The organism is Corallococcus sp. CA054B (assembly GCF_003611625.1).
Lineage (GTDB): Bacteria > Myxococcota > Myxococcia > Myxococcales > Myxococcaceae > Corallococcus > Corallococcus coralloides.
Window position 1 is genome coordinate 1 of record NZ_RAVY01000110.1, and the last position, 23,316, is coordinate 23,316.

The window sequence follows — 23,316 nt, forward strand, 5'->3', positions numbered from 1 at the left end:
CGTCCTTCGGCTTCGCCTTGGTGGTGGCCGGCGTGCCCCTTCGCGCGTACAGGTCCGCGAGCATCTGCTGCACGCCCTGGTGGGACGGATCCAGCTCGAGGATCAGCTTGCTCGCGGCGATGGCGCGCGGGAGGAAGCCCTCCTTCGCGAAGCCCTCCGCCGCGGACTGGTACGCGGAGACGGCGCGGTCGCGCTGACCGGCCTTGGACCACGCATCCCCCATGCGCAAGCGGCTCTGGTGATCCTTCGGCTCCGCCTGGCAGTAGTCCTCGTACAGCTCGGCGGCCTTGGCGAAGCGGCCCTTACCGAAGGCCTCCGTCGCCTTGTCCTTGAGCGCGCGCGACTCCATTCACCGCGCTCCGCCGGCCGCCGTGCCTTCCTTCGTCAGCGAGGCCCCCGCCGCGACGCGGACCTCGCGGAAGTAGTCGCCCTTCAGCGCGTCCAGCGGCTCGGCCTCCGCGCCGGTGTTCATCTTGCGCAGCGCCGTGGCCGCCGCGGCGCGGATCTCCGGCAGGTCGTGGTACAGGTCCCGCCCCACCACCTCCGCGGACTTCGCGTCGCCCATGGCCCCCAGCGCCAGCAGCACGTCGCGCCGGGCCACGCTGTTGGAGTCATCCAGCGCCTTGAGCAGCGTGGGCACCGCGTCCTTCGCGCCCATCCGCCCCAGGAGCTGCGCCGCGAGCGCCGCCTCCGCCCCACCCTCCTTCACCACGCCCTGCAACGCCTCCGACGCGGACGCGGGCGGCGGTCCCACGCGCGTCAGCGCATCCAGGACCACCAGCTTCTCGCTGCCCATCTTCGGCAGCGACGCGATCAGCGCGAGCTGCCCGGCCTCGCCCTGCTCCGCCAGCGCCAGCGCCAGCGTCTTCTGCAGCTCGCGGTCGGGCTCCAGCAGCGCCGCGCGGGTCACCTCCATGCCCTCGGGCCCCACGGACGCGAGCCCCACCAGCGCCGCCGCGCGCAGCACCGGGCTCACGTCGTCCGCGTAGCCCTTGAGGATCTCCAGCGCTCCGGGCGCCTTCAGCGCACCCATCGCGGTGAGCAAGGTGGCCAGCGGCTGCAGCTTCGCGGGCTCCACGTCGTCGCTCAGCTCCGAGGGGACTCGCGGCGGCACCACCACGCGCCCGGCCTCCTTGGCGCGGGCCGCGTTGAGCGCCTGGAGCCGTTCGAAGAGCTGCGCGTGCTTACCGGATCGGGGATCGTCCTTCGCCCTCGCCGCTTCCGGGCGCGGGGCCGACGGATCCAGGTCCGCGGCGTACTTCCGCGGCAGCGCCTGCGGGATCCAGTCCGCGCGCAGCGCCGTGAGCCCGGCGACCTCCTGCTCGTAGAGCTTCTGGATGACGGGTACCACGGAGGCGTCGCCCACGTGCGTCACCGCCTCCACCGCGAGCGTGCGCAGCCCGACGTCCGGCTGGTTGAGCCACGGCGTCACCTTGGGCAGCAGCGCCTGCGCCGCCGGACCCAGGCCCGTCACCGCCTGGAGCCCTGACGCCGCGGAGGCCGGGCGCGACAGCCGGTCCGCGATGGGGTCCGCCGGGCAGCCGCCTCGCGAACGCATGGCACGGGCGGCGTCGCGGGCCTCGGCCCGGGCGCCGTCGAGCGCGATGGCGCACAGCGCGGCGTCCGTCACGGGCGTGCGCGGGAAGGTCAGGATGGCGTCGGTGGCCAGCGGGCTCACCGCGCTCTTCTCCACCGCCACCGCCTGGAGCTTCGTCGCGGCCGTCGGGTCCTGCAGCTTCATCAGCGCGCCGATGGCGGATTCGCGCAGCTCCGGGAAGCTCTCGTCGAGGAGCAGCGCGATGGGGGCCACCGCGCGGGTGTCGCCCGCGTCTCCCAGCCCGCGCACGGCGGCGGCGGCGAGGATGACCTGGCTGTCGCGCACCATGGGCAGCAGCCGGTTCACCGCCTCCACGCGGCCGCTCTTGCCCAGCTCCTCGGCGGCGCCCACGCGTTCCGGGAGCGCGCCTTCGGTGAGGGCCAGGAGGTTGCGGTCCCAGAGGCCCTTGGCTTCGGCGGCGACGACGGTGGCCATGGCGCCGGGGACGTTGGCGCTCTTGAGGGCCTGGACGATGACCCGGCGCGTGGCGCGGCCCCGCCGTCCGTACTGGAGCGTGAGGTACGCCTTGGCCTTGTCGTTCTTCACCTTGGCGAGCGCCAGGGCGGCCTGGCCCTGCACGGCCTCGTCCGGATCCTCCAGGAGCTCTCCGAGCAGGTCCACGACGCGCGGATCCTGGCTCTCCCCGAGCGCGCTGGCGGCTTCACCGCGGACGATGGCGGAGAGGTCCTTGGCGGCGCGGGTGAAGAGGACCAGGTCGTCCGCGTTGTTCTGCTCGGCCAGCTTTCGCACGGCCGCGGCGCGGACTTCGGGACGGGGGTCCTGGATCTCCGCGAGGAGCTGATCCCGGTTGCCGTTGCACCCGACGAGCAGGGTCAGGGCGAGGAAGAGGGGTCGCACGCGGATTCGCATCGTTCTCCCGGAGCGGCGGACGCTGGAGGTAGGCGGCGGTTATATCAACGCCCTCCCGGGCCGCCCACCGACGGAGCGACCCAGGAGGAAGGTGTTGGTTCAGCGGGAGCGGCCACCACGAGGGGGCGGACGGCCTGCCCCTCCCCGAGGCGCCTTGCTGTTCCAGCTCGGCTCGGAGGCGCGCGTCTTGCGCTCCTTGAAGTCCTGGTAGCCGCCGCGCTCGCCCGGAGGGGCCTTCTTCACGCCCGCGCGGACGATGCGCTCGCCGGAGGCGCTGGACGAGGACTCACCGCCGCCGCGAGACCGGCTGCCGGAGTCCTCGCCGCGGGGCTTCCGCTCGGGACGGCCCGCGGACTCGCCGCGCGGCTTCCACTCACGGCGCTCCGGAAGGTCACCGCCCGCGCCAGCAGGCTTGCCGAAGCGGGCACCACCACGCGCGCCGCCCTCGGAACGACCCGCACCGGCCGGCTTGCCGAAGCGGCCACCGCTACGGGCGCCACCCTCTTCGCCACCGAAGCGGCTGCCACCCGCCGGCTTGCCGAAGCGGCCGCGAGGAGCGCCGCCTTCGTCTCCGCCACGGCCCGCACCGGCCGGCTTGCCGAAACGGCCACCGCCGCGAGGAGCACCGCCCTCGGCGCCGAAGCGACCCGCGGGCTTGCCGAAGCGACCGCCGCCGCGAGCGCCACCCTCGTCACCGAAGCGGCCCGCCGGCTTTCCGAACCGGCTGCCACCGCGAGGAGCACCGCCCTCGTCACCGAAGCGGCCCGCCGGCTTGCCGAAGCGACCACCGCCGCGAGGAGCGCCACCCTCGGCGCCGAAGCGACCGCCACCGCGCGGGGCGCCTTCGTCACCGCCACGGCCCGCCGGCTTTCCGAACCGGCTGCCACCGCGCGGCGCACTGCCCTCTTCACCGCCGAAGCGGCTCGAAGGCTTGCCGAAGCGGTCCCCGCCTCGCGACGCGCCACCCTCGGCGCCCGCACGGGCCGGCCTGCCGAAGCCGCTGCGCGGAGCCTCATCACCACCGCGGCCAGCCCGGGCCGGCTTGCCGAAGCGGCCCGCGCCACCCTCTTCGCCGCCGAAACGACCCGCACCGGCAGGCTTGCCGAAGCGGCCACCGCCGCGAGGAGCGCCGCCGTCTTCACCGCCGAAGCGGCTCGTAGGCTTGCCGAAGCGACCACCGCCGCGAGGCGCACCACCCTCGTCACCGAAGCGGCCCGCGGGCTTGCCGAAGCGACCACCGCCGCGAGCGCCACCCTCGTCACCGAAGCGGCTGCCACCGGCCGGCTTGCCGAAGCGGCCACCGCCACGGGGAGCATCACCCTCTGCGCCCGCACGGGCCGGCTTGCCGAAGCGACCGCGCGGCGCCTCGTCACCACCACGGCCCGCACCGGCCGGCTTTCCGAACCGGCTACCACCGCGCGACGCACCACCCTCGGCACCAAACCGGCCACCGCCGCGCGACGCACCACCCTCGGAGCGGCCCGCACCGGCCGGCTTGCCAAACCGCGCGGCGCCACGGGGAGCACGCTCACCCTCGGGCTTGCTGGAACGGCCCGCGCCTCGCGCGGCCTTGCCGTAGGTGGCTCCCTCGGCGGCGTCCGACTCCGTCTCGTCACCGTCGTCGTCGAACGTCGGCACGTCATCCAGATTCGCGTCGTCGTCCGCGGCCAGCGTCGCCCCGCGCTTCGCGAACTTCGGCGGACGCGTGCCACCGTCCTGCACGCCCTTCCACTCCTTGCGCTCCGGACGCGCCTCGCGAGTCTTGGGCCCCGTCGGAGCCTTCTTCGCCGCGCGCTCCGTCTTGCGCGGCGCCACCGGCGCGTCGTCGTCCATTGACAGCTCGACGTCGTCGTCATCCGCCCCGCTGAAGCCCGGAGCCGAACGCCCGTGACGGCGCGGCGGCAGCTTCATCTCCGAGGCCGCCGGCTGCGCGCGGCCCTCCGCCACCTCCGTCAGCTGCATCACTTCCGCGACCTTCAGCGGCCGCAGCTCGCCGGGACGCAGACCCTCCACGCCCACGCCCGCGTAGTTCGGACGGAACAGGCGCACCACCGGGTGCCCCACCGCCGCGCACAGGCGCTTGATGAGGTGCGGCCGGCCCTCCGCCACGACGATCTTCAGCCAGGTGTTGCGCTCGGCCTTCTCGAAGATGTCCACGGACACCGGCGTGGCCATGCCGTCTTCCAGCCGCACGCCACCGCGCAGCTTCTCCAGCGTGGGCATGTCCGGCACGCCCTTCACCTTCGCCAGGTACGAGCGAGGCACCTGGAAGCTCGGGTGCGTGAGCTTGTGCGCCAGCGCACCGTCATCCGTGAAGAGCAGCGCCCCCTCGGCGTCGTAGTCCAGACGGCCTACGGGGAACAGGCGGCGGCCCGTCTCCTCCACATAGCTGGCCACCGTGGGCCGGCCCTGCGGATCCGACAGCGTCGTCACGACGCCCACGGGCTTGTACAGCAGGTAGTAGGACGACTCTTCCGGCGGCGTGACGAGCTTCCCATCGACGGTCACCAGGTCCACCCCGGGCTCCACCCGGCTGCCCAGCTCCGTCACCGTCTCGTTGTTCACTCCGACGCGACCGGAGGTGATGAGTTCTTCCGCGTGCCGGCGCGAAGCAACTCCCGCGCGAGCCAGGTACTTCTGCAAACGTTCCGCCGCCATTCCGTGCCTTCTTCCAGTTGCCGCCCATCACTCGGGCTTGGGCCCCTCGCTATCACCCTTCTCGGGCGAAGGGGGGCTTTCCAGGATGCTGGCGCTGACCTTCTGGCTCCGCTCCGCGGCCGCCATGGCCTCCTCCAGCTCTTCCAAAGCGGCCTCGCTGGCCGCCTCGTTCTTCTCCATCCGCTTCGTGAAGTTCGGGTCCGACAGCGCCGCCACCGTCCCCTCCGCCTTCGGAGCCGGCGGCGCCGCCTCCTTCTCCACGATTTCCCGGTGCTCCTGGGTCAACTCATGGAATTCCCGGAGCGTGGGCAGCGCGGAGAGGTCCTTCAGCGCGAAGAACTCCAGGAACTCGCGCGTGGTTCCATAAAGGATGGGGCGGCCGACTTCTTCCCGCTTCCCCAGGATTTTCACCAGCTTGCGGTCCATCAGCGCCTTGAGCACCGCGCCGCAGTCCACGCCGCGGATGTCCTCCAGCTCTGGCCGGGTGACGGGCTGCCGGTACGCGATGATGGCCAGCGTCTCCACCGCAGCGCGGGTGAGCCGCTGCGGCTTCACCCGCAGGTAGCGCCGGACGTACTCCGCGGAGTGGGGGTCCGTGCGGAACTGCCACCCGCCCGCCACCTCGTAGAGGACGACGCCGCTGATGCCCTCGCGGTGGATGCCGGAGAGCTGATCCAGCGCCTGGAGGATGGGGTCCCTGGGGATGCCGGTGGCCTGGTAGAGTTCGTCCACGGACAGGGGGCGCTCGGCGACGAAGAGCACGCTCTCCAGCACCGTGCGGATGCGGTCCGGGGAGAGGTTGCGGCTCTTGGCGAGCAGCTTCTCGAAGGAGGACTGGAGGTCCGGGACGCTGTCGTTGTCGTCCGAGTCCTCTTCGATGGCGGCCGCCTCCACCCCGTCCAGCTCCGCGTCGTCGGGGCCCGGGCCGGTGACGGCGGCGATCTCCTCCTCGGAGAACTGTCCGGGGCCGCCGGGCGTGCCGGGGGCGGGCGTCTCGTCACCATCGTCGGGACCGTTACCGGTAGTCACTCTCGTCGACCTCCGTGGGGATGAGCTTCTCCAGCGCGTCCCCGTTGGGCGTCACCTGGATGGGGCCCAGGGGCTCCTCCTGGAAGACCTTGATGAGGCGGCGCTTCACCATCTCCAGCATGGCGATGAAGGTGATGACCACCTCCTGGCGCGTGGCCGCCTCCGTGAACAGCGCCTCGAACACCACCTGCCCGTCCTTCTTGAGCCGCTCCGCCAGCCGGAGGATGGCCTCCGACAGGCTGACGCGCTCCAGCACCACCTCGTGCTGCACCTTGGGCGTCAGCCGATCGAGCACCCGGTCGAGCGCCTCCACCAGCTTCAGGACGCTGATTTCCTGGAGCCCCACCTCGTCCTCGGGGATGGGGACGGCCTCCACGGGCACCTTCCGGGCGAACACGTCCCGGTCCAGGATGTCCTGCTTGGCCAGGTGCTCCGCGGCGTCCTTGTACTTCTGGTACTCCAACAGCCGGCGCACCAGCTCCGCGCGAGGGTCCTGCGCCTCCTCCACCGCCGCGAGCGCGTCCGCCCCTTCCGGCACCTGGGCCGCGTCCTGCCGGGGCAGGAGCATGCGGCTCTTCAAGTGGGCGAGCGTGGAGGCCATCACCAGGAACTCCCCGGCGATGTCCAGGTTCAGCTCCCGCATGCGCTCCAGGTACTCGAGGTACTTGGCGGTAATCAGCGCCAGCGGGATGTCGAAGATATCGACCCGGTGCTCCTTGATGAGATGGAGCAGCAGGTCCAGGGGACCCTCGAAGTTGGGCAGCGCCACCCGGAAGGCGTCTCCGGGCGTGCGCGGCAATCCCTCCCCGTCGGGGTCCGGCGGGAGGTCGTCGGGCGGTGGGGGCTTGCGACCTTCGCTCACCGGCCGGCGTCCTTCTGGGGGGATGGGAACTTCGTCATGCGGAAGGGGCCGAAATCCCGGCCTTTACGAGCGCCGGGGGGACAGACCTCCTTAGCAATGCCTCCCAGGGGGGTCAAACATTTGAACAGGAACGGGTGTTCAGGGGATTCCCACGGCCCGTCTCACCTTGTCCATCAGGCGGGTGGCTTCGGCCCGGGCGCGGTTGGCGCCGTCCGCGAGGATGCGCTCCAACTCGCCAGGGTCGTTGAGCAGCTCCTGGCGGCGCTGGCGGGCGGGGCCGAAGTTGACGTGGAAGGCCTCCAGCAGCTTCTTCTTGAAGTCGCCGTAGCCCTTGCCGCCGGCCTTCCAGGACGCGTCCACGTCGGAGAACTCACCGGGCGGGAGCATCAGCTTGAGCAGGTCATAGAGCGGCGCGTCCGTGGTGGGCTTGGGGGCGTCCACGGGCGTGGAGTCCGTCTTGATGGACATGATGCGCTTCTTGATGTCCTTCTCGTCGCCGAACAGCTCCAGCGTGTTGCCGTAGGACTTGGACATCTTGCGTCCGTCGATGCCGGGCACCGTGGCGGCGTTCTCCTGCACGAAGGCGGCAGGAAGCTTGAGGATGCCGGGCGCGTGGCCCCGCTCCTTCCCTTCCGGATCCGCCGGGTCGTAGCCGGGGACGTACTGGGTGTTGAACTTCACGGCCCAGTCGCGCGCGAACTCGATGTGCTGGATCTGATCCTTGCCCACCGGCACCTGGTCCGCGCCGTAGAGCAGGATGTCCGCGGCCATCAGGACCGGGTAGGCGAAGAGACCGAAGTCCGGGCTGATGTTGTTCTGGATCTTGTCCTTGTAGCTGTGCGCGCGCTCCAGGTGGGCCTGGGGCACCACGGTGCCGAGGATCCAGTTGAGCTCCAGGACCTCCTTCACGTCGCTCTGGCGGAAGAGGACGGCCTTCTTCGGATCCAGGCCCAGCGACAGGTACGTGAGCGCCGCGTCGCGCGTGAGCTCCAACGCGAGCTTGGGATCCCTCACGGTGGTGAGCGCGTGGTAGTTGGCGATGAAGTAGTAGGCCTCGCCCTGATCCTGGAGCTGCACGAACTGCCGCATCGCCCCGTAATAGTTGCCGATGTGCAGCCTTCCGGACGACTGGACGCCTGAGAGAATCCGCATCGCGATTCGCGCTCCGAATGACGGGTGGAGGACAGGGCTCGTTCGCACACCCGCCGCCGTGCTGCAACCTTCCGTTGGGACGGGTGAGCCCTTTCAATGTCTGACATTCGCGTGCCCTGCATTCCTGGAACATTTCGCCCGGGCAGTAAAAGCCCAGCAGTTTCGGGGGGTTGAGACGTCTCAAGTCTCCCAGGTACCCTGGCCGCCGGCGCAGCATGCGACCTGCCTTGGAGGGCGCCCACGGATGGAAGCGTTCACAGGAAACCTGGCCAGCTACCGGCTCCAGTTGGTGGTGCCCCCGCTGTTCGCGACGCCAGGGGTGGAGGGGACGCTGCGGGTGGAGCGGGGCGCGGTGCGCCGGGAGTTCTACCTGCGGGACGGGCACCTGGTGGGGGTGGCCTCCACGGATCCGAGGGAGCACCTGGCGCAGGTGCTGGTGAACCTGCGCATCCTGGACGCGCCCCGGGCGGCGGCGGCGTTCGAGGCGGCGGAAGGGGCGAACCTGCCCTACGGCACGTTCCTGGTGCAGCGCTGCTTCGTGGAGCTGTCGCAGCTGACGGAGGCCATGGAGCACAAGGCGCGCGAGGCGCTGTTCGACTGCTACGCCTGGGAGTCGGGCGAGGTGGAGTTCACGCCGGGGCTGCCCCTGTCCGGGAGGGCGGTGGGACTGCGGCTGCCATTGAGCACGCTGCACCGGGACGCGGTGGCCAGGGTGCAGGAGTGGGCGCAGTTCCGGGACATCTTCCCGCGCCTGGACACCACGTTCCGGGTGTTCCGCGAGTTCGCGGTGGAGACGTTCTCCGAGGAGGAGGACGTGCTCCTGGACCTGGCGTCCGGAGGCGCGACGCTGGGCGAGCTGCTGGCGAGCGCGAGGGAGGCCCCGTTGTTCGCGGCGCGCTGGGTGCTGCACCTGTACCGGCGAGGCGCGCTGGCGCCGCACCGGTCGACGGGCCTCACGGTGGGCGAGTCCACGGAGTTCACGGAGCTGTTGGCGCTGGTGCGCGCGTTCCTGTCGTCGCGCAAGTACGACCTGGCGGTGGCGTTGGCGGCGCAGGTGCTGGAGCGGGGGCCGGTGCCGGAGGCGCACGCGCTGTACCGCGAGGCGGAGGTGGGGCTGACGCTGGCGTTGAGTGATGCGCTGTTCGCGTTGGACGGACGGCTGGTGTTCGAGCCCATCCCCCGCCCTGCCCCGCCGGATCTGACGGCGGACGACCTGTATCTCTACTCCAAGCTGAGGGGCAGCCGGAGCATCCGGCAGGCGCTGCGTACGGCGGCCATGGGAGAGCTGGCCGCGTCACGGTCCGTGGAGCGGCTGAGGGCCGCGGGGTTGATCCGCGTGGCCCCGCTGGCGCCCGGTGCGCCGGAGCCTGGGCCCCGGCGCACGACGACGGATCCCTACGGTTTGAATCTGGGGGACCTGGGCGGAAACTGAGCCCATGCGCTTCCGACCCTTCCTGAAAATGTCCTCCGCGGGTGATGCACGGGGGCAGGCCAGTCCTTCCGGGAGCTGGGTGGCACTGGAGAAGCTCCATGGCGCGCAGCTCGTGCTGGGCGTGCAGGACGGGGCGGTCCACTTTGGCAAGCGCAAGGCCTGGCTCGAGGAGGGGGACTCCTTCTTTGGCTGGCAGCTGTTGCGCCTGTCCTTGAGCAACGCCGCGCTGGAGGTGGTCCGGACGCTGGGGCTCAGCGACGCGCGCGTCTACCTCTACGGAGAGCTGCTGGGAGGCCGCTATCCCCACCCGGAGGTCCCCGCGGTGCCGGGGATGATGCCGGTCCAGACGGGCATCTGGTACGCGCCGGGCCTTCACTGGGTGCTGTTCGATATCCTCGTGGCCCGGTCGGACGAGGACGAAGGGGTAATGCTCTCGCATCGCGACGTGGAGACGGCCGCGAGGGCCGCGGGGGTGCATACGCCTCCCCTCGTGGCGCGAGGAACCCGGGCGCAGATGGAAGCCGCGCCCACGCGAGCGCTGACGCGGCTCCCGGCGATGCTGGGCCTGCCTCCGCTGGCCGACAATTGGGCGGAGGGGCTCGTCATCAAGAGCGAGCAGCCGGTGGCACCGGGGCAGCGCGTCGCCTTCAAGCGGAAGATCGAGGAGTTCAACGAGGCCCGCTTCGACGAGTGCACGGCCTGGGATGCCCACCAGCGGCTGTCCTTCACCGAGCTTCAGGACTGGGCCTCACGACTGGTGAACGCCGCGAGGATCGCCAGCGCCCTCTCGAAGTGCGGGCGCGGCGACGCCGAGGCCGTGTTGAGCGAGGTGGAGCTGGATGTTCGGGTGGATCTGGAGCTGGCCTTCCCTACCGCGTGTCAGTCCCTGGATCCGGCGAGCGAGGAGCATCTGGCCGCGCATGTTCGTGAGCTTGCCCGGCCACTCATCCGGCAGGCCATGGATGCCGCCTTGGGGGCCTGATGACGCTCGGCCCACGAAAGCCCGTGCTCGCGCCGGACCTCGGTGCCAGCACAGGGGGCTCCGCCAGCTACCTTCAGTATCTGCGCAACACGGTGGACGCCGCACGGCAGGTCTTCCCGGATGCGGACCAGGAGCCCGTTCCCCGCTCGGTCGAGACCTGATCAGGGGAATTCGAGTGTTCCGTTGAGCGCCGGTGAGAACAGAGCGCCGGGAGGCGCGCTCAGGGGAATTTGAGTGTGCCCTCGCGCCAGGCCTTGAGGACGTACTCCGCACGGAACCCGAGGAGCCCGGGACGCTTCGAGAGCCAGAGCAACGTCGGTTCGCCAAGCTCGGGAGCGAATCCCAGGACATGGGCTGCGACGTGCAGCCGGAGGGTTTCGTCCTCGCTCTTGAGCAGGGGGATGAGCTGGGACAGCGCATCACGGCTCCGGAGCTCCTGGTAGGCCCCCATGATTTTGTCGTTGGCGCGGTTGGCGGCCCGTGAGTTTGCGGCATCCAGTGCTTGCCCATACGCGACCGATCCCTCCGCATACCACTGGACGAGCTCTTCGATGCTGGCCTTTTGAAACTTGCGTGTACTCAGGGAACGACTCCATAGCGCATGAGGATCATCATCCCGAAGTCACGTTGGGCCTGGAAGGACTGGCTGCTCAACCATTGCCGCACGGTCGTCTGTCCCCCCGTGGTGAAGGGATCCTTCGATGAATAGTACCTGCTGATTTGTTGGTGGATGGATTCGTCGAGGGCGATCACGTTCTCGGTGTTGTGCAGGGCCTGGGGACCGAAGCGCCGCACGTTGCCGTCCGTCTGCTCGACGATGTGGTGCCACTGCTTCCCTGGCCCTGCGGGTCCCCGGGCCCGCTTGAGGGCACTGAAGGAGTTCCAGGAGCGTGCCCCACTCGGCGTAGTGCTGGCCGGAGGCTTCGCTGCCATGGCGACAGCCGTAGGCGACAGGGCGAGCGTGATGACTCCGCCCGAGACAGATACCGCCCTCACCTGATCGAGGCTCGCGACGTTGATGCCCGCGCGTGAGGCCACCGCCGCGCCTCCCGGGAAGTTCGGCAGCGTCGCGAGCCGGGCCGCCAGCAACGACGCGCCACCGGTCAGGCCGTGGCTCACGGCGACCGTGACCGCGAGGACCAGGACTCGCGCGATGGATGGACCGACCCGGGTCGCGAAGCGCTGGCCGGACGCATCCAGTTCCTTCCAGGTGGTGGCCTGGTCCGTCGCGAGCTTCAGGTCCTGGCTCGCGTCAATCAGCTCCAGGAACGTCTCCGCGCCCAGGTAGATCAATAGCAGCGCGGAAATGACCGCAGCGGCCTTGGTGAAGGCAGGTTCGGGATTCGCGGCGAGCGCCACCCAGGTCACGAGGCCCGTGGCGATCATCGTGTAGAACAGCTGGGGCGCCAGGGTCTCCTCCACCGCCCTGGAGATGCTCTCCTTGAGCGGATGCAGGGACAGCCCGAGCGCCACGCTGAACTTGTCCCAGTCACTCAGGCCCATCACGTCTTCGAGCAACGAGATGCAGTCGCCCCGACGAAGTCCCGGTTCGCAGAAGCCCCCAAAGGCACGGTCCGTATCACCCGTGGCGTAGGACGCGCGCACCCAGTCGCCTGACCGCGAAGCGCGGAGGCGCAGAGGTGTGACCAGCACCAGTTCGGTCAGTGCCTCCTCGAAGGCACCCTCCCCCACGGTCACGGCCCGGACGGGAGAAGGCGGGCTGTACTCGATGGGTGCACCTTCGCCCGTATCCAGCCGCACCCTGCCCCTTGGGGTGGTACACGCACCAAGCAAGGCGAGGAGCAGGACAGCGATCTGGACTCGAAAGGCCATGGACCCCTCCGGAGCCACTCCCTAGCGTGTGGCTCGCCCCCAGAGGAAGCCCGGAAGGAGCACGCGGATGGAACAGGCAGCCCGTGAGCGGATCACCCTCGTGGAGGTGCTCGAACGGACGGCGCCCTTCCCTGTCCTCACCGCCACCCTTCAGGCCGCGGTGCAGCGCCTGGAGGCCGAAGGCGTCAGCAGCCTGCTCAGCATCCAGTTCCACGCCCGGCCTGACGACACGGAGGTCGGCGTGGTCATCACGTTCGCGGACTCGCGCCAGGTCATGGAGCACATCCGGCGCATCTCCAGCTGGCCGGAGTTCAAGGCGCTCCTCGGTGTCGCGAAGCCCGTGGACGTGCGCGTCTACGGGCGGCTTGGCGAGGAGGCGCATGCCTGGCTCCGGACGATGAACGTCGTGAGCAAGGTCTTCGAAAGCCCCGTGGCGGGCTTCGTGCGCTGACGCGGCTTCAGCGCGCGTCAGGCATCTTCTTGTCGGACACCAGCACCCAGACCGAATCCGTCTTGTCGCTGTAGAACAGCGTGATGGCCACGTGGCGCGCGCCGTGCGCGAAGCGGAAGACGAAGCCGAACGTCTGGTAGAGCTTCTTTGCCCGCACGCCCTCCTGGAACAGGCCGAAGAACTGCCGCACGCGGGTGCACGGCGCGACGTCGTAGAAGAAGTTCTTGCCGAGCTGCTCGCGCGCCTGGATGCGCGCCAGCGAGGCCTCGGTCCGGTTGAACTTGAGGATCCGGCCCTGCCCGTCGAGCTGGATCATCCCCAGCGGCAGATGATCCAGCTCCAGCTCCGACATGCCGTCGACGCGCTGGATGAGCGCATCAATCGACTCCAGCGAAGTCGCTTGCAGGGGAAAGGGTTCGCCAGTGGGGGGAGTGTTCGGAGTCGGGTTCATGCGCGAATCGTAGAAGACGTCCGCACCGGCACGTCCGTGCCATGGAGGTGTCCAACGTTTGATCGTTGGGTGGTGTGCTTCCACGCACGCACAACCCTCCGCTATCGGACGGAAGCCCTCAGCTCGCGGCGCGCATGAAGTGGAAGAACGTGGCGCGCGTTGGGCCTTGAGGCAGAAGGGAGAGTAGCTCTCGATGCCGGGCAGGCCGGTGTCGGCCAGCTCCAGCAGGGTCAGGGGTGGCAAGGCGTTCGTGCTCATGACGCCATCCTGGGCCCGCCTCGTGATAGCCGTCTGTCAGGATGGTGACCGCCCGGCTCAGCTGTCCCAGTGGATGTCCAGCCACTTCAACGTGGGGATCTCCACCTGGAACGGGGTGAGCATGAGCTTGCGGTAGTCCATCACCACCTGGGTCATCTTCTTCTCCAGGAACCTCCGAACCTCCGCGTTCTTCTCGAAGTAGTCGTCGATCCGCTTCAGGGCGTCCTGGATGCCCTGAATCTCCGTGCCGGTGTAGCCGTTGGTGAACTCGTCCCGCGTCCGCACGAGCATGAGGAAGGTGGTGAGCTCATCCGCGACGACCGGGGGGATGAACTCGTAGTGCATGGCGATGAAGGCGGCGATCTCGTTCTTCGTGCCGCCCAGGAAGTTCGCGTTCGTCGGGTCCAGCGAGGCGCCACTCAGGCTGTTGCAGTACGCCCGCATCACGTCCTTGATGGCCGCCAGCTGGCGCACGTCCGCGACGGATTGGATCTGGTAGTTCGTCAGGGGCTTCAGCTTGCTCCCGAGCTCCCCTTGCGGTGGAACGAGCATGAAGGACGCCGCGCCCAGCACGTCGATGCGGCAGCGCTCGGAGAACTTCTTCCGCAGCCCGATGGCCGCCTCCTTCAGCGCCCCCTTCCGCCTCGACAGGCTCCGGAAGAGCCAGCCCTCGTCGTAGATGGCCTCCAGCTTCGGGTCGTCGACCTTGTTGGACTTCACGTCCACCAGCTGGCTGTCGACCAGCAGCTTCGCCACCCCGGACGGGCTGTCGTTCACCTCGTTCCCGATGCAGTAGACGTAGACGTGGACGTCGTCGAGGGTGGTCAGGAGCGTCTTCGACTTGTTGAGCTCCACCTTGTAGGCCTTCACCTGGAGGGTCGTGCCCCCGGTGCTTTCGACCTCCGAGTAGCTCACGTTCTTCTGAAAGGTCGACGTGACCCCCCGGTTCAGGTGGGTCCCGTTGTCGGCGAGCTTGGGGGCATGCACGAGCAGGGAGTTGGAGAGGATGTTCACCCCGGAGCGCACCAGCCAGTGCACCTTGTGGCCGTACCGGATCGTCTGCTCGACCGCGTCGATGGCCGCGTTGCCGCCCTGGATGCAGACGGTCTTGCCCGTCGTCCCGCTGGTCGCCAGGTGGCGCATGAGCTGATCCATGTCCATGATCCGCCGGTCCTGCTCCCAGTTCTCGGGGACCTTGATGCCGTTGGCCTCCGTTGGCTTGAGGTAGCTCCCGTTGCCCGTCATCAGGAGCAGCTCGCGGGCCTTGATGGGCTCATTCACCTCCTCGTAACTCGCCGGCGTGAAGGTGATCTCGAAGTGCTTGTCGTCCTCGCCTCCTCCATCCTCCCATCCGATCTTCGTCACGTGTCCCGAGATGCGGGTCAGCCCCCGGGCATAGGCGCGGCCGAACACCTCCAACCACTCCTCCTTGAAGCTCTCGCGGGTCGTGTAGCCCTGGGACTGCTCGAACAGCTCCTCCTCGCCGTCCACGGGGGCGCTCGTGGTGAAGACCTTCTGCCACTCCTCCTTCACCTGGGCCCGGGTCTTGGAGTTATGGAAGGTGGAGAGCGGCCGGGTGCTGATCACCTGGCGGGTGTGATTGACCACATAGTTGCCGCCGCGGCCGATGTGCGTGAAGGTCTTTTCGATGTGCCACGGGTTGGGCCCGCCGATGAGCACCGTGTTCGCGAACAAGGCGCGCTCGGCCGTCAGGTCCAGCGCCCCCTTGCTGGGGGGCTTCTTCATGTCGATGTCCTTGTCACCGACGAACAGCAGGTGCTCCAGCGCCTGCTTGCGGGACTCCCGGTTCTCTATCTGCGTGAGCTGCTTCGTGAGCTGCTCCCGGATGCCCGGCGTGAGGTCGGACCCCATGCGCGCATCGAGGTAGTACATGGCACCGCCACCAACGCCGATGATGGCCTTGTCGAAGATGGGCATGGGGTCCTCTCGGAGTTCAGGGGCCTACTGGCCGTTGTACTTGAGGTCGCGCGGGTTGACGGGCGGCGTGCCGCGGACCAGGTCGGCGGCCTCGAAGGCCTTCATGCCGCTGTTGCCCTGCGTCGCCGCCTGCCACGCGGGCAGCGACTTGAAGGCGAACACCATGTCGAAGTCCATGGGCACCGTCCCGGGATCCAGCGGCACGTTGCCCGGGTTGTCCTGGAACCACTTCATCCAGGCCGCGGAGCCGGGCTGCTCGAGCACCAGGGCGTCGCCCACGACCGTCGGCGGCATCGTGGTGGTGGGCAAGAGGAACGTCTTCATGGGCCACTCGGCCACGCTGTGGCAGCTCATGCACGACGAGGCCTGCACGGCCGGCACGATCTGCCCGTTGATGGAGGCCGGCGCCACCACCGCGCCGTCGTTCGGGCCGGACAGGCGGCCGCCCCACCCCAGCGTCGCCGTGGAGTACGCGGGCGCCGCGGGGTTGATGACCGTCTCCTGCAGCGGCATGCCCGGGTTCAGCGTGGAGTTGACGTTGGGATCATTTCCCCACATCGCGCCCAGGGGGATCATCTTGTCCCACGGGCTGCCCGGCACTCGCATGTCGTAGACGAGCGTGGAGAACACCCAGCCCGTCTTGGGCGCCGTCTTGCTGTCCTTGACGATGATGTCGAACTGCATGATCGACGCGTTCATCGTCACCGGCTTCGCGTTCGAGGGCCCGTTGGGCGGCGGCACGTAGACGGGCCACAGCGACGCGCCCTGCATCACCGGCCAGTCCTTGGCCAGCGCGCTGGTCAACGCCACCTTGATGACGATGGACCCTTCCGGGAACTGCGCGGACGTGTTGGTGAGCGTGGGCGTCATCGCCGTCTTGCCCCACACCTGCCCCAGCGCGTACGCCGCCACCTTGTCGTAGTAGGTCAGCACGTACGTCGTCATGTCGACCTTGAGGCCGGACGCGGCGAAGGTGGCCGCGGGGAACTCGGAGCCCACGTACGTGCCGTGGATGCTCTCGCGGATGGAGGCGAGCCACGGCTCGTTGTACCAACCCTCCTTCGCCGCATCCCACCGGCGGTAGTCGTAGAGCAGCGTCTGCATGGACGGCGCGATGTAGGCCTTCAGCGCGTTGACGTACGCGAGCGCGTTGGCCTTGGAGATGGGCTGCCCGTTGAGCGCGGCGATCCACGGCGGATTGGCGGGCGGCGCCACGGGCGTCTGCGGATAGTCGTGGCTCAGGCTGAACAGCGGGCCCTGGTACTGCCAGGACGGCGGGATGTTGCCGTTGTTGTCCGCGAAGGGGTTCGCGTTCACGGAGTTGCGCTCGAACGCCTCGCGGGCCGCGGCGAACGGCGTGCGGGCCTTGGAGGGCTCCGCGGGCGCGGTGGCGGAGACCGGCACCACGTTGGCGGTGGGGGCCTTCTTGGGCGGAGCCTTGGCTTCCGCCGCGTCGGCCTCCGGCACCTTGCAGCCAGAGAGGGACAGCGCCACGCAGCCGGTAAGGCCCAGGACGCCTGACATCAGGGATTGGCGAGAGAGCTTCATGGACGAGCAGACCTTCGTGGGCCACACCGCGCCCGAGTGGGGTGGAACGCGACGACCGTGCGACAGGGCCGCGGACGCCATGTCCGCCGCCGCCGTCCTGCTCTGCACACGGCGATCCACTTCCCTGGAATGCGTCGTTTCCTCTGCGAACCGGCTTCGGCGCCACGCGTAAGGCGCCTGGAGCGCGTCTTCACCGCAAGCGATTGCGTTCGCTCGCGACGCACGCCCCTTCACCCCTCCCCGCGGTGCAGGGTCCCCCTCACCCCGGAGGCGGACGCTTGCGCGCGGAGGGCTTGGGCTTGAACGCGTCGCTGCGCGGGTGGAACTCGTCGTACACCTTGCGCAGCCGCGCGCTGTTGACGTGCGTGTAGATCTGCGTCGTCGCCAGGTCCGCGTGGCCCAGCATCTGCTGCACCGCGCGCAGGTCCGCGCCCCGCTCCACCAGGTGCGTGGCGAACGAGTGGCGCAGCTTGTGCGGCGACAGCGGCTTCAGGATGCCGGCCTTCAGCGCGTAGCGCTTGAGCAGCTTCCAGAAGCCCTGCCGCGTGAAGCCCCCGCCGCGCGGCGTGACGAACAGCGCGTCCGCCTGGCGCTTGCCCAACAGCTCCGGCCGCGAATGGGACAGGTATTCCTGCACCTTCTCAATCGCCACGCGCCCCAGCGGGACGATGCGCTCCTTGGAGCCCTTGCCCTTGGTGACGAGGTAGCCGGACGTGAGCTGCACGTTGTTGAGCTCCAGCGTGCACAGCTCCGTCACGCGCAGGCCGGTGGCGTAGAGCACCTCCAGCATGGCCTTGTCGCGCAGGCCCGTGACGGTGCGCTCGTCGGGCGCGGCGAGCAGCTGCTCCACCTCCTCCAGCGTGAGGAACACGGGCAGCTTCCGGGGAGACTTCGGCGTGTCCACGTCCTCCGTGGGGTCCTTGTCCGCCATCCGCTCCGCCACGAGGAAGCGGTGGAAGACGCGCAGCGCGGCCAGGTGGCGCGCCTGGCTGCGGCGCCCCAGGCCCCGCTTGCCCAGCGTCACCAGGTGCGCGAGCACGTCCTCCTGTTTGACGCGCGTCACGTCGTCCTTGCCGCGCGAGCGCAGGTCCTCGAAGTACACGGTGAGGTCCGCCGCGTAGGCGTCCACCGTCTTGCCGGACAGGCCCCGCTCCGCGCGGATGAAGGCGATGAACGCGTCGAGCAGTCCTTCCATGGTCCGCGGGAGGCTACCGGACGCGCTCCCGAGGGCAACTCCCTGACGGCCCCACCCGGCACGCCGTTGCCTTCACCCCGGGAAGCGGTCCACCCTGCCGCTTCCCACACTAAAGGAGTGACGAAGATGCGTGCACAGGCATGGATGTGGATGGCGGTCCTCACGCTGGGCGGCATGGGCACGACGGCCCTGGCGCAGACGCCCGCGCCCACGGCGACAGCGCAGAAGACCCGGACGGGCAAGGTGAAGAGCGTGAGCCCGTCCAGCATCCAGCTGGAGGGCGCCACCGCGGACGCCCCGCCGCTCACCTACGTGGTGGATACGACGAAGCCCCAGCTCACGCAGACCCTCCAGGGCATCCGGGCCGGGGACTCCGTGAAGCTGACCTACGCCCCCAACGACGTGGGCGCGAAGGTCGTCACGGACGTGCAGAAGCAGTAGCCGCCCGGCGGCGGCCCCCAGGCTCCTTCAGGCCTGGGGCTCCGCCGAGGCCTCCTGGGCGTGCGCGCGCTCCAGCGCCTCCACCACCCAGGGCCAGCCCACCAGGATGTTCCCAGGCGAGCGCAGGCACGCGTCCGCCACCGCCAGCACCTCCGCCGGCCGCGAGCGCACCGCCAGCGCCAGGTGGCGGCTCAGGAACGGGTGCGGCAGGTAGCTCAGGTTGTGATGCCGCACCGGCACCCAGCGCAGCGTGGGCTTCCCCGTGAAGCGCTCCACCGCGTACGCCACCGCCTGCGCCAGCACCTCCAGCGCGTAGAACGGCAGCCGGAACGCGCACGTCAGGAAGGCCACCAGCGCGCTCGCCGCCACCGCGCCCGCGAAGGACACCGTGGAGGCGCTGCTCCACACCAGCATGGGCACCAGGCTCGTGGCGATGGCCGCCACCTGCACGTTGCGCACGGACGGGCCGCGCCCGTTGGACAGGCCGCCAATGCTCCCCGCGGACAGGCCGGACACGATGCCCAGGCACAGGCCCACCGTCATCGCCGCCCCGCCTCCGTGCTCCGGACCGAAGGCGCCGCCCGCCGTGGCGTGCAGCCCCGCCAGCATGGACACGCTCGCCAGCGAGCCCAGCAGCACCCCGGACGCGAGCCCCGACACCAGCGCCACCACCAGCCCCACCGCGCTGCACAGCGCCGCGGAGACCAGGTACACGCCCCGCATCGGCACGCCCATCAGCCGCAGCCCCAGCCCCGCGAGCACCGTGAGGGCGGGCGACAATACGACGAGCAGGAGCAGCATCCGCGCCACGAAGGCCCCGGCGGCGCGGCCGCCTTCGGCCTGCTCACGCCACAGCTGCCCGATGCGGCCCGCGGGCGCGCGGATGCCCGCCTCGCGCAGCCGGTAATGCAAATCAATGGGCCGGAACACCAACAGGCCCAGCAGCGCGAGCGCGCCCGGCACCCGCTCCGGTGAGTCGACGACAGGCGTTGCTGGTAGATCCCCCTCGGCCAAGACTTCCCCCTCTGGAAAGGATTTCAGGACTCCAGACTACCCTTGCCTTGCCTCAGGATTTCAAGCGTATCGCCTATCAGTGAAACCACCGTGGACGGCTCGTTCAAGGTGACACCTCCGTCCAGGATCAAATCCAGCCCATGCCCCAGCGCCGTCTTGATGTCCCGTGCGTCAGAAAGAACCGTACCGTCGGTATGGGTTGCCGACGTGGTGATGAGCGGGCGGCCGAGCGCTTTCGCCAGCTCGCGGGGCAAGGCGGCGTCCGGCACGCGCAGGCCCACCTGCTTCTGCTTCGTCATCATCACCTCCGGCACCAGGCGCGTGGCCTCCAGGATGAAGGTGAAGGCCCCTGGCGTGAGCCCCTTCATGGCGCGGTAGGCGAAGTTGCTCACGTGCGCGTAGCGGGCCACGTCCGACAGGTCCGGGCACAAGAGTGACAGCGGCTTTTTCTTGTCGCGGCCTTTGAGCTGGTACAGCCGCTCAATGGCTTTCTTGGCGTTCAAATCACAGCCGAGCCCGTAGTACGTGTCCGTGGGGTAGGCGATGAGGCCGCCCTTCTCCAGCACCTCCACCGCGCGTGCGACATGGCGGGGCGAGGGGTGATCCACGTCCACCTCGAGGATGGGAGCGACGGCGGCGGGCATGACGGAGGGCTCCTGGGAGAGGCCACCCCCGGGGTGTGGGGGTGTGCCCCCACTATGCGCCGCTGCCCGCCTCCTCCGCACGGATTTCGCCACTGCCCAGCAGCGCGCGCCGGGTGAGGACGGGCCCCACCAGTTCGTGCGCGGTGATCATCGCGATGATGAGCACCTCCACCTGCGGTCCGAAGGTCGGGAAGGTGCGCGACACGAGCGCCGCCAGTCCGAACGTCACGCCCGCCTGGGAGATGAGCCCCATCCACAGGAAGCGCTTGAGGCGCGGGTCCTCCGCGGGCGCGAACTTGCGGCACGCGCCCCAGATGGCCAGGCCGCGCAGCGCCACGAGCATCAGCGCGGCCGGCCCCACGGTCACCAGCGCGTCAAGCTTCAGCCCCGCCCCCGCCGCGGCGAAGAAGAGCGCGAACACCGGCAGGCCCGCCTGGTTGATGGCGTGGTGGATGCGCCGGCCCTCGCGCTCGTCCAGGTTCGCGATGAGCGCCCCGGCCGCCAGCGACACCAGCAGCGGCGACAGGTGCAGCCGCGCCCCGCCCTCCGCCGCCGCGAACGACAGGCCCACGAGGAACAGCGGCAGCTCGCGGTTGACGCCCCGCATGTACAGGAGCATGGCCACCGCCAGCAGGCACCCTACCGCCACGGAGCCGAACAGCTCCCACCCCACCCCGCCCACCAGCGCTGCCACGTCCAACCCGTCGCCGAACGTCGCACGGGTGATGCCCGCCGCCAGGCCGAAGGCCACCATCACGAACAGGTCCCCGATGATGACCAGCGCCATCAGGAACTCCGTGAAGGGGCCTCGCGCGGACGTCTCCTGCACGATGGCGATGGTCACCGTGGGGGAGAACGACACCACCACCGTGGACATGAGCGCGCTCACCGCCAGCGCCTGCGGCACCGTCATGGGAGTCAGGAACGGCAGCACGGGCTTGAGCGCGAACGTCGCCCCGAAGCACACCGCGAACGTCACCCCGCACACCGCCGCGCAGAGCAGCGCCACGCGCGCGCCCACCCGGCGGATGAGCCCCAGGTGCAGCTCCGTGCCCGCGACGAGCGCGATGAGGCTCACCGCCAGCCCCTTCACCAGCTCCAGCCCCTTCACGCCCGCGTTGGGGATGAAGCCCAGCGCGTACGGCCCCACCGCCACGCCCACCAGCAGGTAGCCGGTGAGGCGCGGCAGGCCCATGCCCTTGGCCACCTTGCCCGCGAACAGGCCGCACAACAGCAGCGCACCCGCCGCCAGCAGCACCGGCGTGCCCGCGTCCGCGCGCACCACCTGCGCCTGGGTGATGGCCGCCAGCAGGCCCATGAGCAGCAGCAACCGGAAGATGGACCCCTTCACGCCGCCACCCCCGCGTCACTCGCGGAAGCCGTGTCCCGCGAGGCCGTGGCCCTGCGCTCCGCGGACAGCATGTGCCGGAAGGCCCCGTGCGCGAGCATCTCGTTGACGACCGCGCCCACCGCCACCACGTCCAGCACCCGCTGCGACAGCGAGCCGGGCACCAGCAGCACGTACTCGGCCACCAGGCACAGCGCCAGGCCGCCCTGGGAGATGAGCGCGTAGCCAAAGCGCGGCGGCAGATCCAGCACGCCCGCCGTGAGCCGCTGCGCGAACCGTCCCCCCAGCACCTTGCCCAGAAAGCGCAGCCCCACGAACGCGGGCAGCAGCGCCCAGGCGGACACGTCGCGAGCTTGGATGTGGCTGCCCACCAGGAACACCAGCACCAGGTACGTGGGGCGCTCCACGCGCGAGAGCGCCCGCGCCACCCGCTCCGCCGTGCGCCCGCCCATCAGCGCCAGCGTCGCGCCGCAGGCCACGCCCGCGAGCAGCGACGACAGCCGCAGGTACGCCGCCGCGCCGCCCACCAGCGCCACCATGCCCAGCGTCACGGTGGTCTGCTCCGCCAGGTCCTTCAGCGAATACGTGAGGAAGGCCAGGAGCGCCCCGCACGCCACGCCCAGGAGCAGCGCCAGCCCCAGGAGGCCCAGCCCTTCCGCCACGTTGCCGGTGACGCCCAGGACCAGGCCCAGCGCGAGCACGCCCAGGCCCACCGCGTCGTCCATCATCGTGAGCAGCGCCACGCCCAGGCCCCGCGCCCGCTCCATCCGTCCGTTGCGGTAGCCCAGCACCGCGAAGTGGCCGGAGGACAGGCTCGCCGCCGCGCCCAGGAGCGCCGCCGCGCCCACCGCCACCATGGGCCTCAAGCCCATGGACAACAGCAGCGGGACGGACAGGGGCAGCGCGACGAAGAGGAACGCCGTGCCCGCGTGCGCGACCGCCGCCGCGTACACGGGCCGGGGCAGCAGCCGCAACAGCCGGGGCTCCAGGTTGAGCCCCAGGAGCACGCCCCCCGTCCCCAGCCCCAGCGCCACCAGCGGGCTCAGCGACTCCAGGTTGCGCGCGGTGAGCACGCCCAGGAGGGACGGGCCCAGGAAGGCCCCGAAGATGAGGAACAACAAGCCGCTGGCCGCCAGCTGCGCCAGCGCCGGAAAGCGGCCCGGATCCAGGATCGACCGGCTGGACGCGAGCAGCGACAACGCCGCGACGATGAGGAAGACGAGCAGCGCTTGCACGCGACGTGCTTACACCCGTGCGCCCCCGCGCGTCATCCACGCCGATGCGTGGGCGCCGCCAGGACGGGCAGGGCCACCAAGCGACCCATGGGTGGGTCGTCCGCGTCCATCTCCAGCTGCACGCGCTGGAGCATGCGATCCAGCTCCTCCTGCGGGAGGGCCGGCAGCACGCTCACCAGGATGATGCGGTCCTCATCCGCGCCGAGCGCGAGGCTGCGCAGCCCGGCGAACACCGGGACCTCCGCGGACAGGGCCGCGGCGGCGCTGCGCGCTCGGATGACCATGGGTTCCGGGATGCCGAACTCCCGGAGCCGGCGGATCGCCCGCTCGGTCGTCTCCACCTGTTCGAGGAACGTGATGACCAGGTACACGCGGCCG

22 protein-coding genes are annotated in these 23,316 nt (G+C 70.0%); 5 read left to right on the plus strand and 17 right to left on the minus strand.

Annotated features, from left to right (window positions below):
• The 6 genes from D7V80_RS24475 to trpS all read right to left on the minus strand — a co-directional run.
• The coding region (locus D7V80_RS24475; RefSeq protein ID WP_370452530.1) for a lipopolysaccharide assembly protein LapB at window positions 1-349 on the minus strand (349 nt) is incomplete at its 3' end.
• The gene (locus D7V80_RS43975; protein ID WP_120590463.1) at window positions 350-2,467 is read right to left on the minus strand and encodes a HEAT repeat domain-containing protein; all 2,118 of its coding nucleotides are present in this window, start codon (window positions 2,465-2,467) and stop codon (window positions 350-352) included. It lies immediately after the preceding gene.
• A gap of 99 nt (window positions 2,468-2,566) precedes the next feature.
• Window positions 2,567-5,125: a pseudouridine synthase gene (locus D7V80_RS24485; protein WP_120590464.1), complete on the minus strand. Its 2,559-nt coding sequence runs from the start codon at window positions 5,123-5,125 to the stop codon at window positions 2,567-2,569.
• Between the two features lie 27 nt (window positions 5,126-5,152).
• Complete coding sequence (scpB, locus tag D7V80_RS24490) at window positions 5,153-6,154, minus strand: SMC-Scp complex subunit ScpB (protein WP_120590465.1); 1,002 nt, start codon at window positions 6,152-6,154, stop codon at window positions 5,153-5,155.
• The gene (locus D7V80_RS24495) at window positions 6,141-6,953 is read right to left on the minus strand and encodes a ScpA family protein (RefSeq protein ID WP_370452531.1); all 813 of its coding nucleotides are present in this window, start codon (window positions 6,951-6,953) and stop codon (window positions 6,141-6,143) included. The genes scpB and D7V80_RS24495 overlap by 14 nt, the downstream gene beginning before the upstream one ends.
• A 201-nt stretch (window positions 6,954-7,154) precedes the next feature.
• Window positions 7,155-8,168, minus strand: a complete 1,014-nt coding sequence (gene trpS, locus D7V80_RS24500; protein ID WP_120590467.1) for a tryptophan--tRNA ligase — start codon at window positions 8,166-8,168, stop codon at window positions 7,155-7,157.
• 244 nt (window positions 8,169-8,412) lie between these two features.
• Here trpS and D7V80_RS24505 point away from each other — a divergent pair, with 244 nt between their 5' ends.
• From D7V80_RS24505 to D7V80_RS41880, 3 genes are all read left to right on the plus strand, one after another.
• A complete protein-coding gene (locus D7V80_RS24505; protein WP_120590468.1) occupies window positions 8,413-9,600 on the plus strand; it encodes a DUF4388 domain-containing protein in 1,188 nt (395 codons plus the stop codon).
• Between the two features lie 79 nt (window positions 9,601-9,679).
• Window positions 9,680-10,582: an RNA ligase family protein gene (locus tag D7V80_RS24510; protein ID WP_233585683.1), complete on the plus strand. Its 903-nt coding sequence runs from the start codon at window positions 9,680-9,682 to the stop codon at window positions 10,580-10,582.
• Entirely contained in the window at window positions 10,582-10,743 is a 162-nt protein-coding gene (locus D7V80_RS41880) for a hypothetical protein (protein WP_158616697.1), read from the plus strand. Before D7V80_RS24510 ends, D7V80_RS41880 begins: the two co-directional genes overlap by 1 nt.
• A gap of 59 nt (window positions 10,744-10,802) precedes the next feature.
• On the opposite strand, the gene D7V80_RS24515 is transcribed toward D7V80_RS41880, so the two are convergent.
• Together D7V80_RS24515 and D7V80_RS24520 are read right to left on the minus strand one after the other, a co-directional pair.
• Window positions 10,803-11,165, minus strand: coding sequence for a DUF2019 domain-containing protein (locus D7V80_RS24515; protein WP_120590470.1), 363 nt, complete (start codon window positions 11,163-11,165; stop codon window positions 10,803-10,805).
• On the minus strand, window positions 11,162-12,085 hold the full coding sequence (locus D7V80_RS24520; RefSeq protein ID WP_233585685.1) for a hypothetical protein: 924 nt from the start codon (window positions 12,083-12,085) through the stop codon (window positions 11,162-11,164). Before D7V80_RS24520 ends, D7V80_RS24515 begins: the two co-directional genes overlap by 4 nt.
• Before the next feature lie 397 nt (window positions 12,086-12,482).
• Here D7V80_RS24520 and D7V80_RS24525 point away from each other — a divergent pair, with 397 nt between their 5' ends.
• A complete protein-coding gene (locus D7V80_RS24525) occupies window positions 12,483-12,866 on the plus strand; it encodes a hypothetical protein (RefSeq protein WP_120590472.1) in 384 nt (127 codons plus the stop codon).
• A gap of 7 nt (window positions 12,867-12,873) precedes the next feature.
• Here D7V80_RS24525 and D7V80_RS24530 read toward each other — a convergent pair whose 3' ends face one another.
• The 4 genes from D7V80_RS24530 to xerD all read right to left on the minus strand — a co-directional run bounded on the left by D7V80_RS24530 (window position 12,874) and on the right by xerD (window position 18,256).
• On the minus strand, window positions 12,874-13,317 hold the full coding sequence (locus D7V80_RS24530; protein ID WP_120590473.1) for a PAS domain-containing protein: 444 nt from the start codon (window positions 13,315-13,317) through the stop codon (window positions 12,874-12,876).
• A 315-nt stretch (window positions 13,318-13,632) separates the two neighbouring features.
• Entirely contained in the window at window positions 13,633-15,513 is a 1,881-nt protein-coding gene (locus D7V80_RS24535) for a hypothetical protein (RefSeq protein ID WP_120590474.1), read from the minus strand.
• 24 nt (window positions 15,514-15,537) lie between these two features.
• The gene (locus D7V80_RS24540; RefSeq protein ID WP_147447203.1) at window positions 15,538-17,061 is read right to left on the minus strand and encodes a hypothetical protein; all 1,524 of its coding nucleotides are present in this window, start codon (window positions 17,059-17,061) and stop codon (window positions 15,538-15,540) included.
• A gap of 259 nt (window positions 17,062-17,320) precedes the next feature.
• Window positions 17,321-18,256 (minus strand): site-specific tyrosine recombinase XerD, encoded by a 936-nt coding sequence (gene xerD / locus D7V80_RS24545; protein WP_120590476.1) that lies wholly within the window; start codon window positions 18,254-18,256, stop codon window positions 17,321-17,323.
• A gap of 126 nt (window positions 18,257-18,382) precedes the next feature.
• Between xerD and D7V80_RS24550 the strand changes: the two genes are divergently transcribed.
• Window positions 18,383-18,697, plus strand: a complete 315-nt coding sequence (locus tag D7V80_RS24550) for a hypothetical protein (RefSeq protein ID WP_147447204.1) — start codon at window positions 18,383-18,385, stop codon at window positions 18,695-18,697.
• Window positions 18,698-18,724: 27 nt separating this feature from the next.
• On the opposite strand, the gene D7V80_RS24555 is transcribed toward D7V80_RS24550, so the two are convergent.
• The 5 genes from D7V80_RS24555 to D7V80_RS24575 are packed head-to-tail and all read right to left on the minus strand — an operon-like array spanning window position 18,725 to window position 23,309.
• A complete protein-coding gene (locus tag D7V80_RS24555; RefSeq protein ID WP_120590478.1) occupies window positions 18,725-19,711 on the minus strand; it encodes a hypothetical protein in 987 nt (328 codons plus the stop codon).
• A gap of 23 nt (window positions 19,712-19,734) precedes the next feature.
• Window positions 19,735-20,355, minus strand: coding sequence for an L-threonylcarbamoyladenylate synthase (locus tag D7V80_RS24560; protein ID WP_120590479.1), 621 nt, complete (start codon window positions 20,353-20,355; stop codon window positions 19,735-19,737).
• A gap of 52 nt (window positions 20,356-20,407) precedes the next feature.
• Window positions 20,408-21,706: a cation:proton antiporter gene (locus D7V80_RS24565; protein ID WP_120590480.1), complete on the minus strand. Its 1,299-nt coding sequence runs from the start codon at window positions 21,704-21,706 to the stop codon at window positions 20,408-20,410.
• Complete coding sequence (locus D7V80_RS24570) at window positions 21,703-22,938, minus strand: sodium:proton exchanger (protein WP_120590481.1); 1,236 nt, start codon at window positions 22,936-22,938, stop codon at window positions 21,703-21,705. The genes D7V80_RS24565 and D7V80_RS24570 overlap by 4 nt, the downstream gene beginning before the upstream one ends.
• Window positions 22,939-22,970: 32 nt before the next feature.
• Window positions 22,971-23,309: a hypothetical protein gene (locus D7V80_RS24575; protein ID WP_014396923.1), complete on the minus strand. Its 339-nt coding sequence runs from the start codon at window positions 23,307-23,309 to the stop codon at window positions 22,971-22,973.
• Window positions 23,310-23,316: the final 7 nt, after the last annotated feature.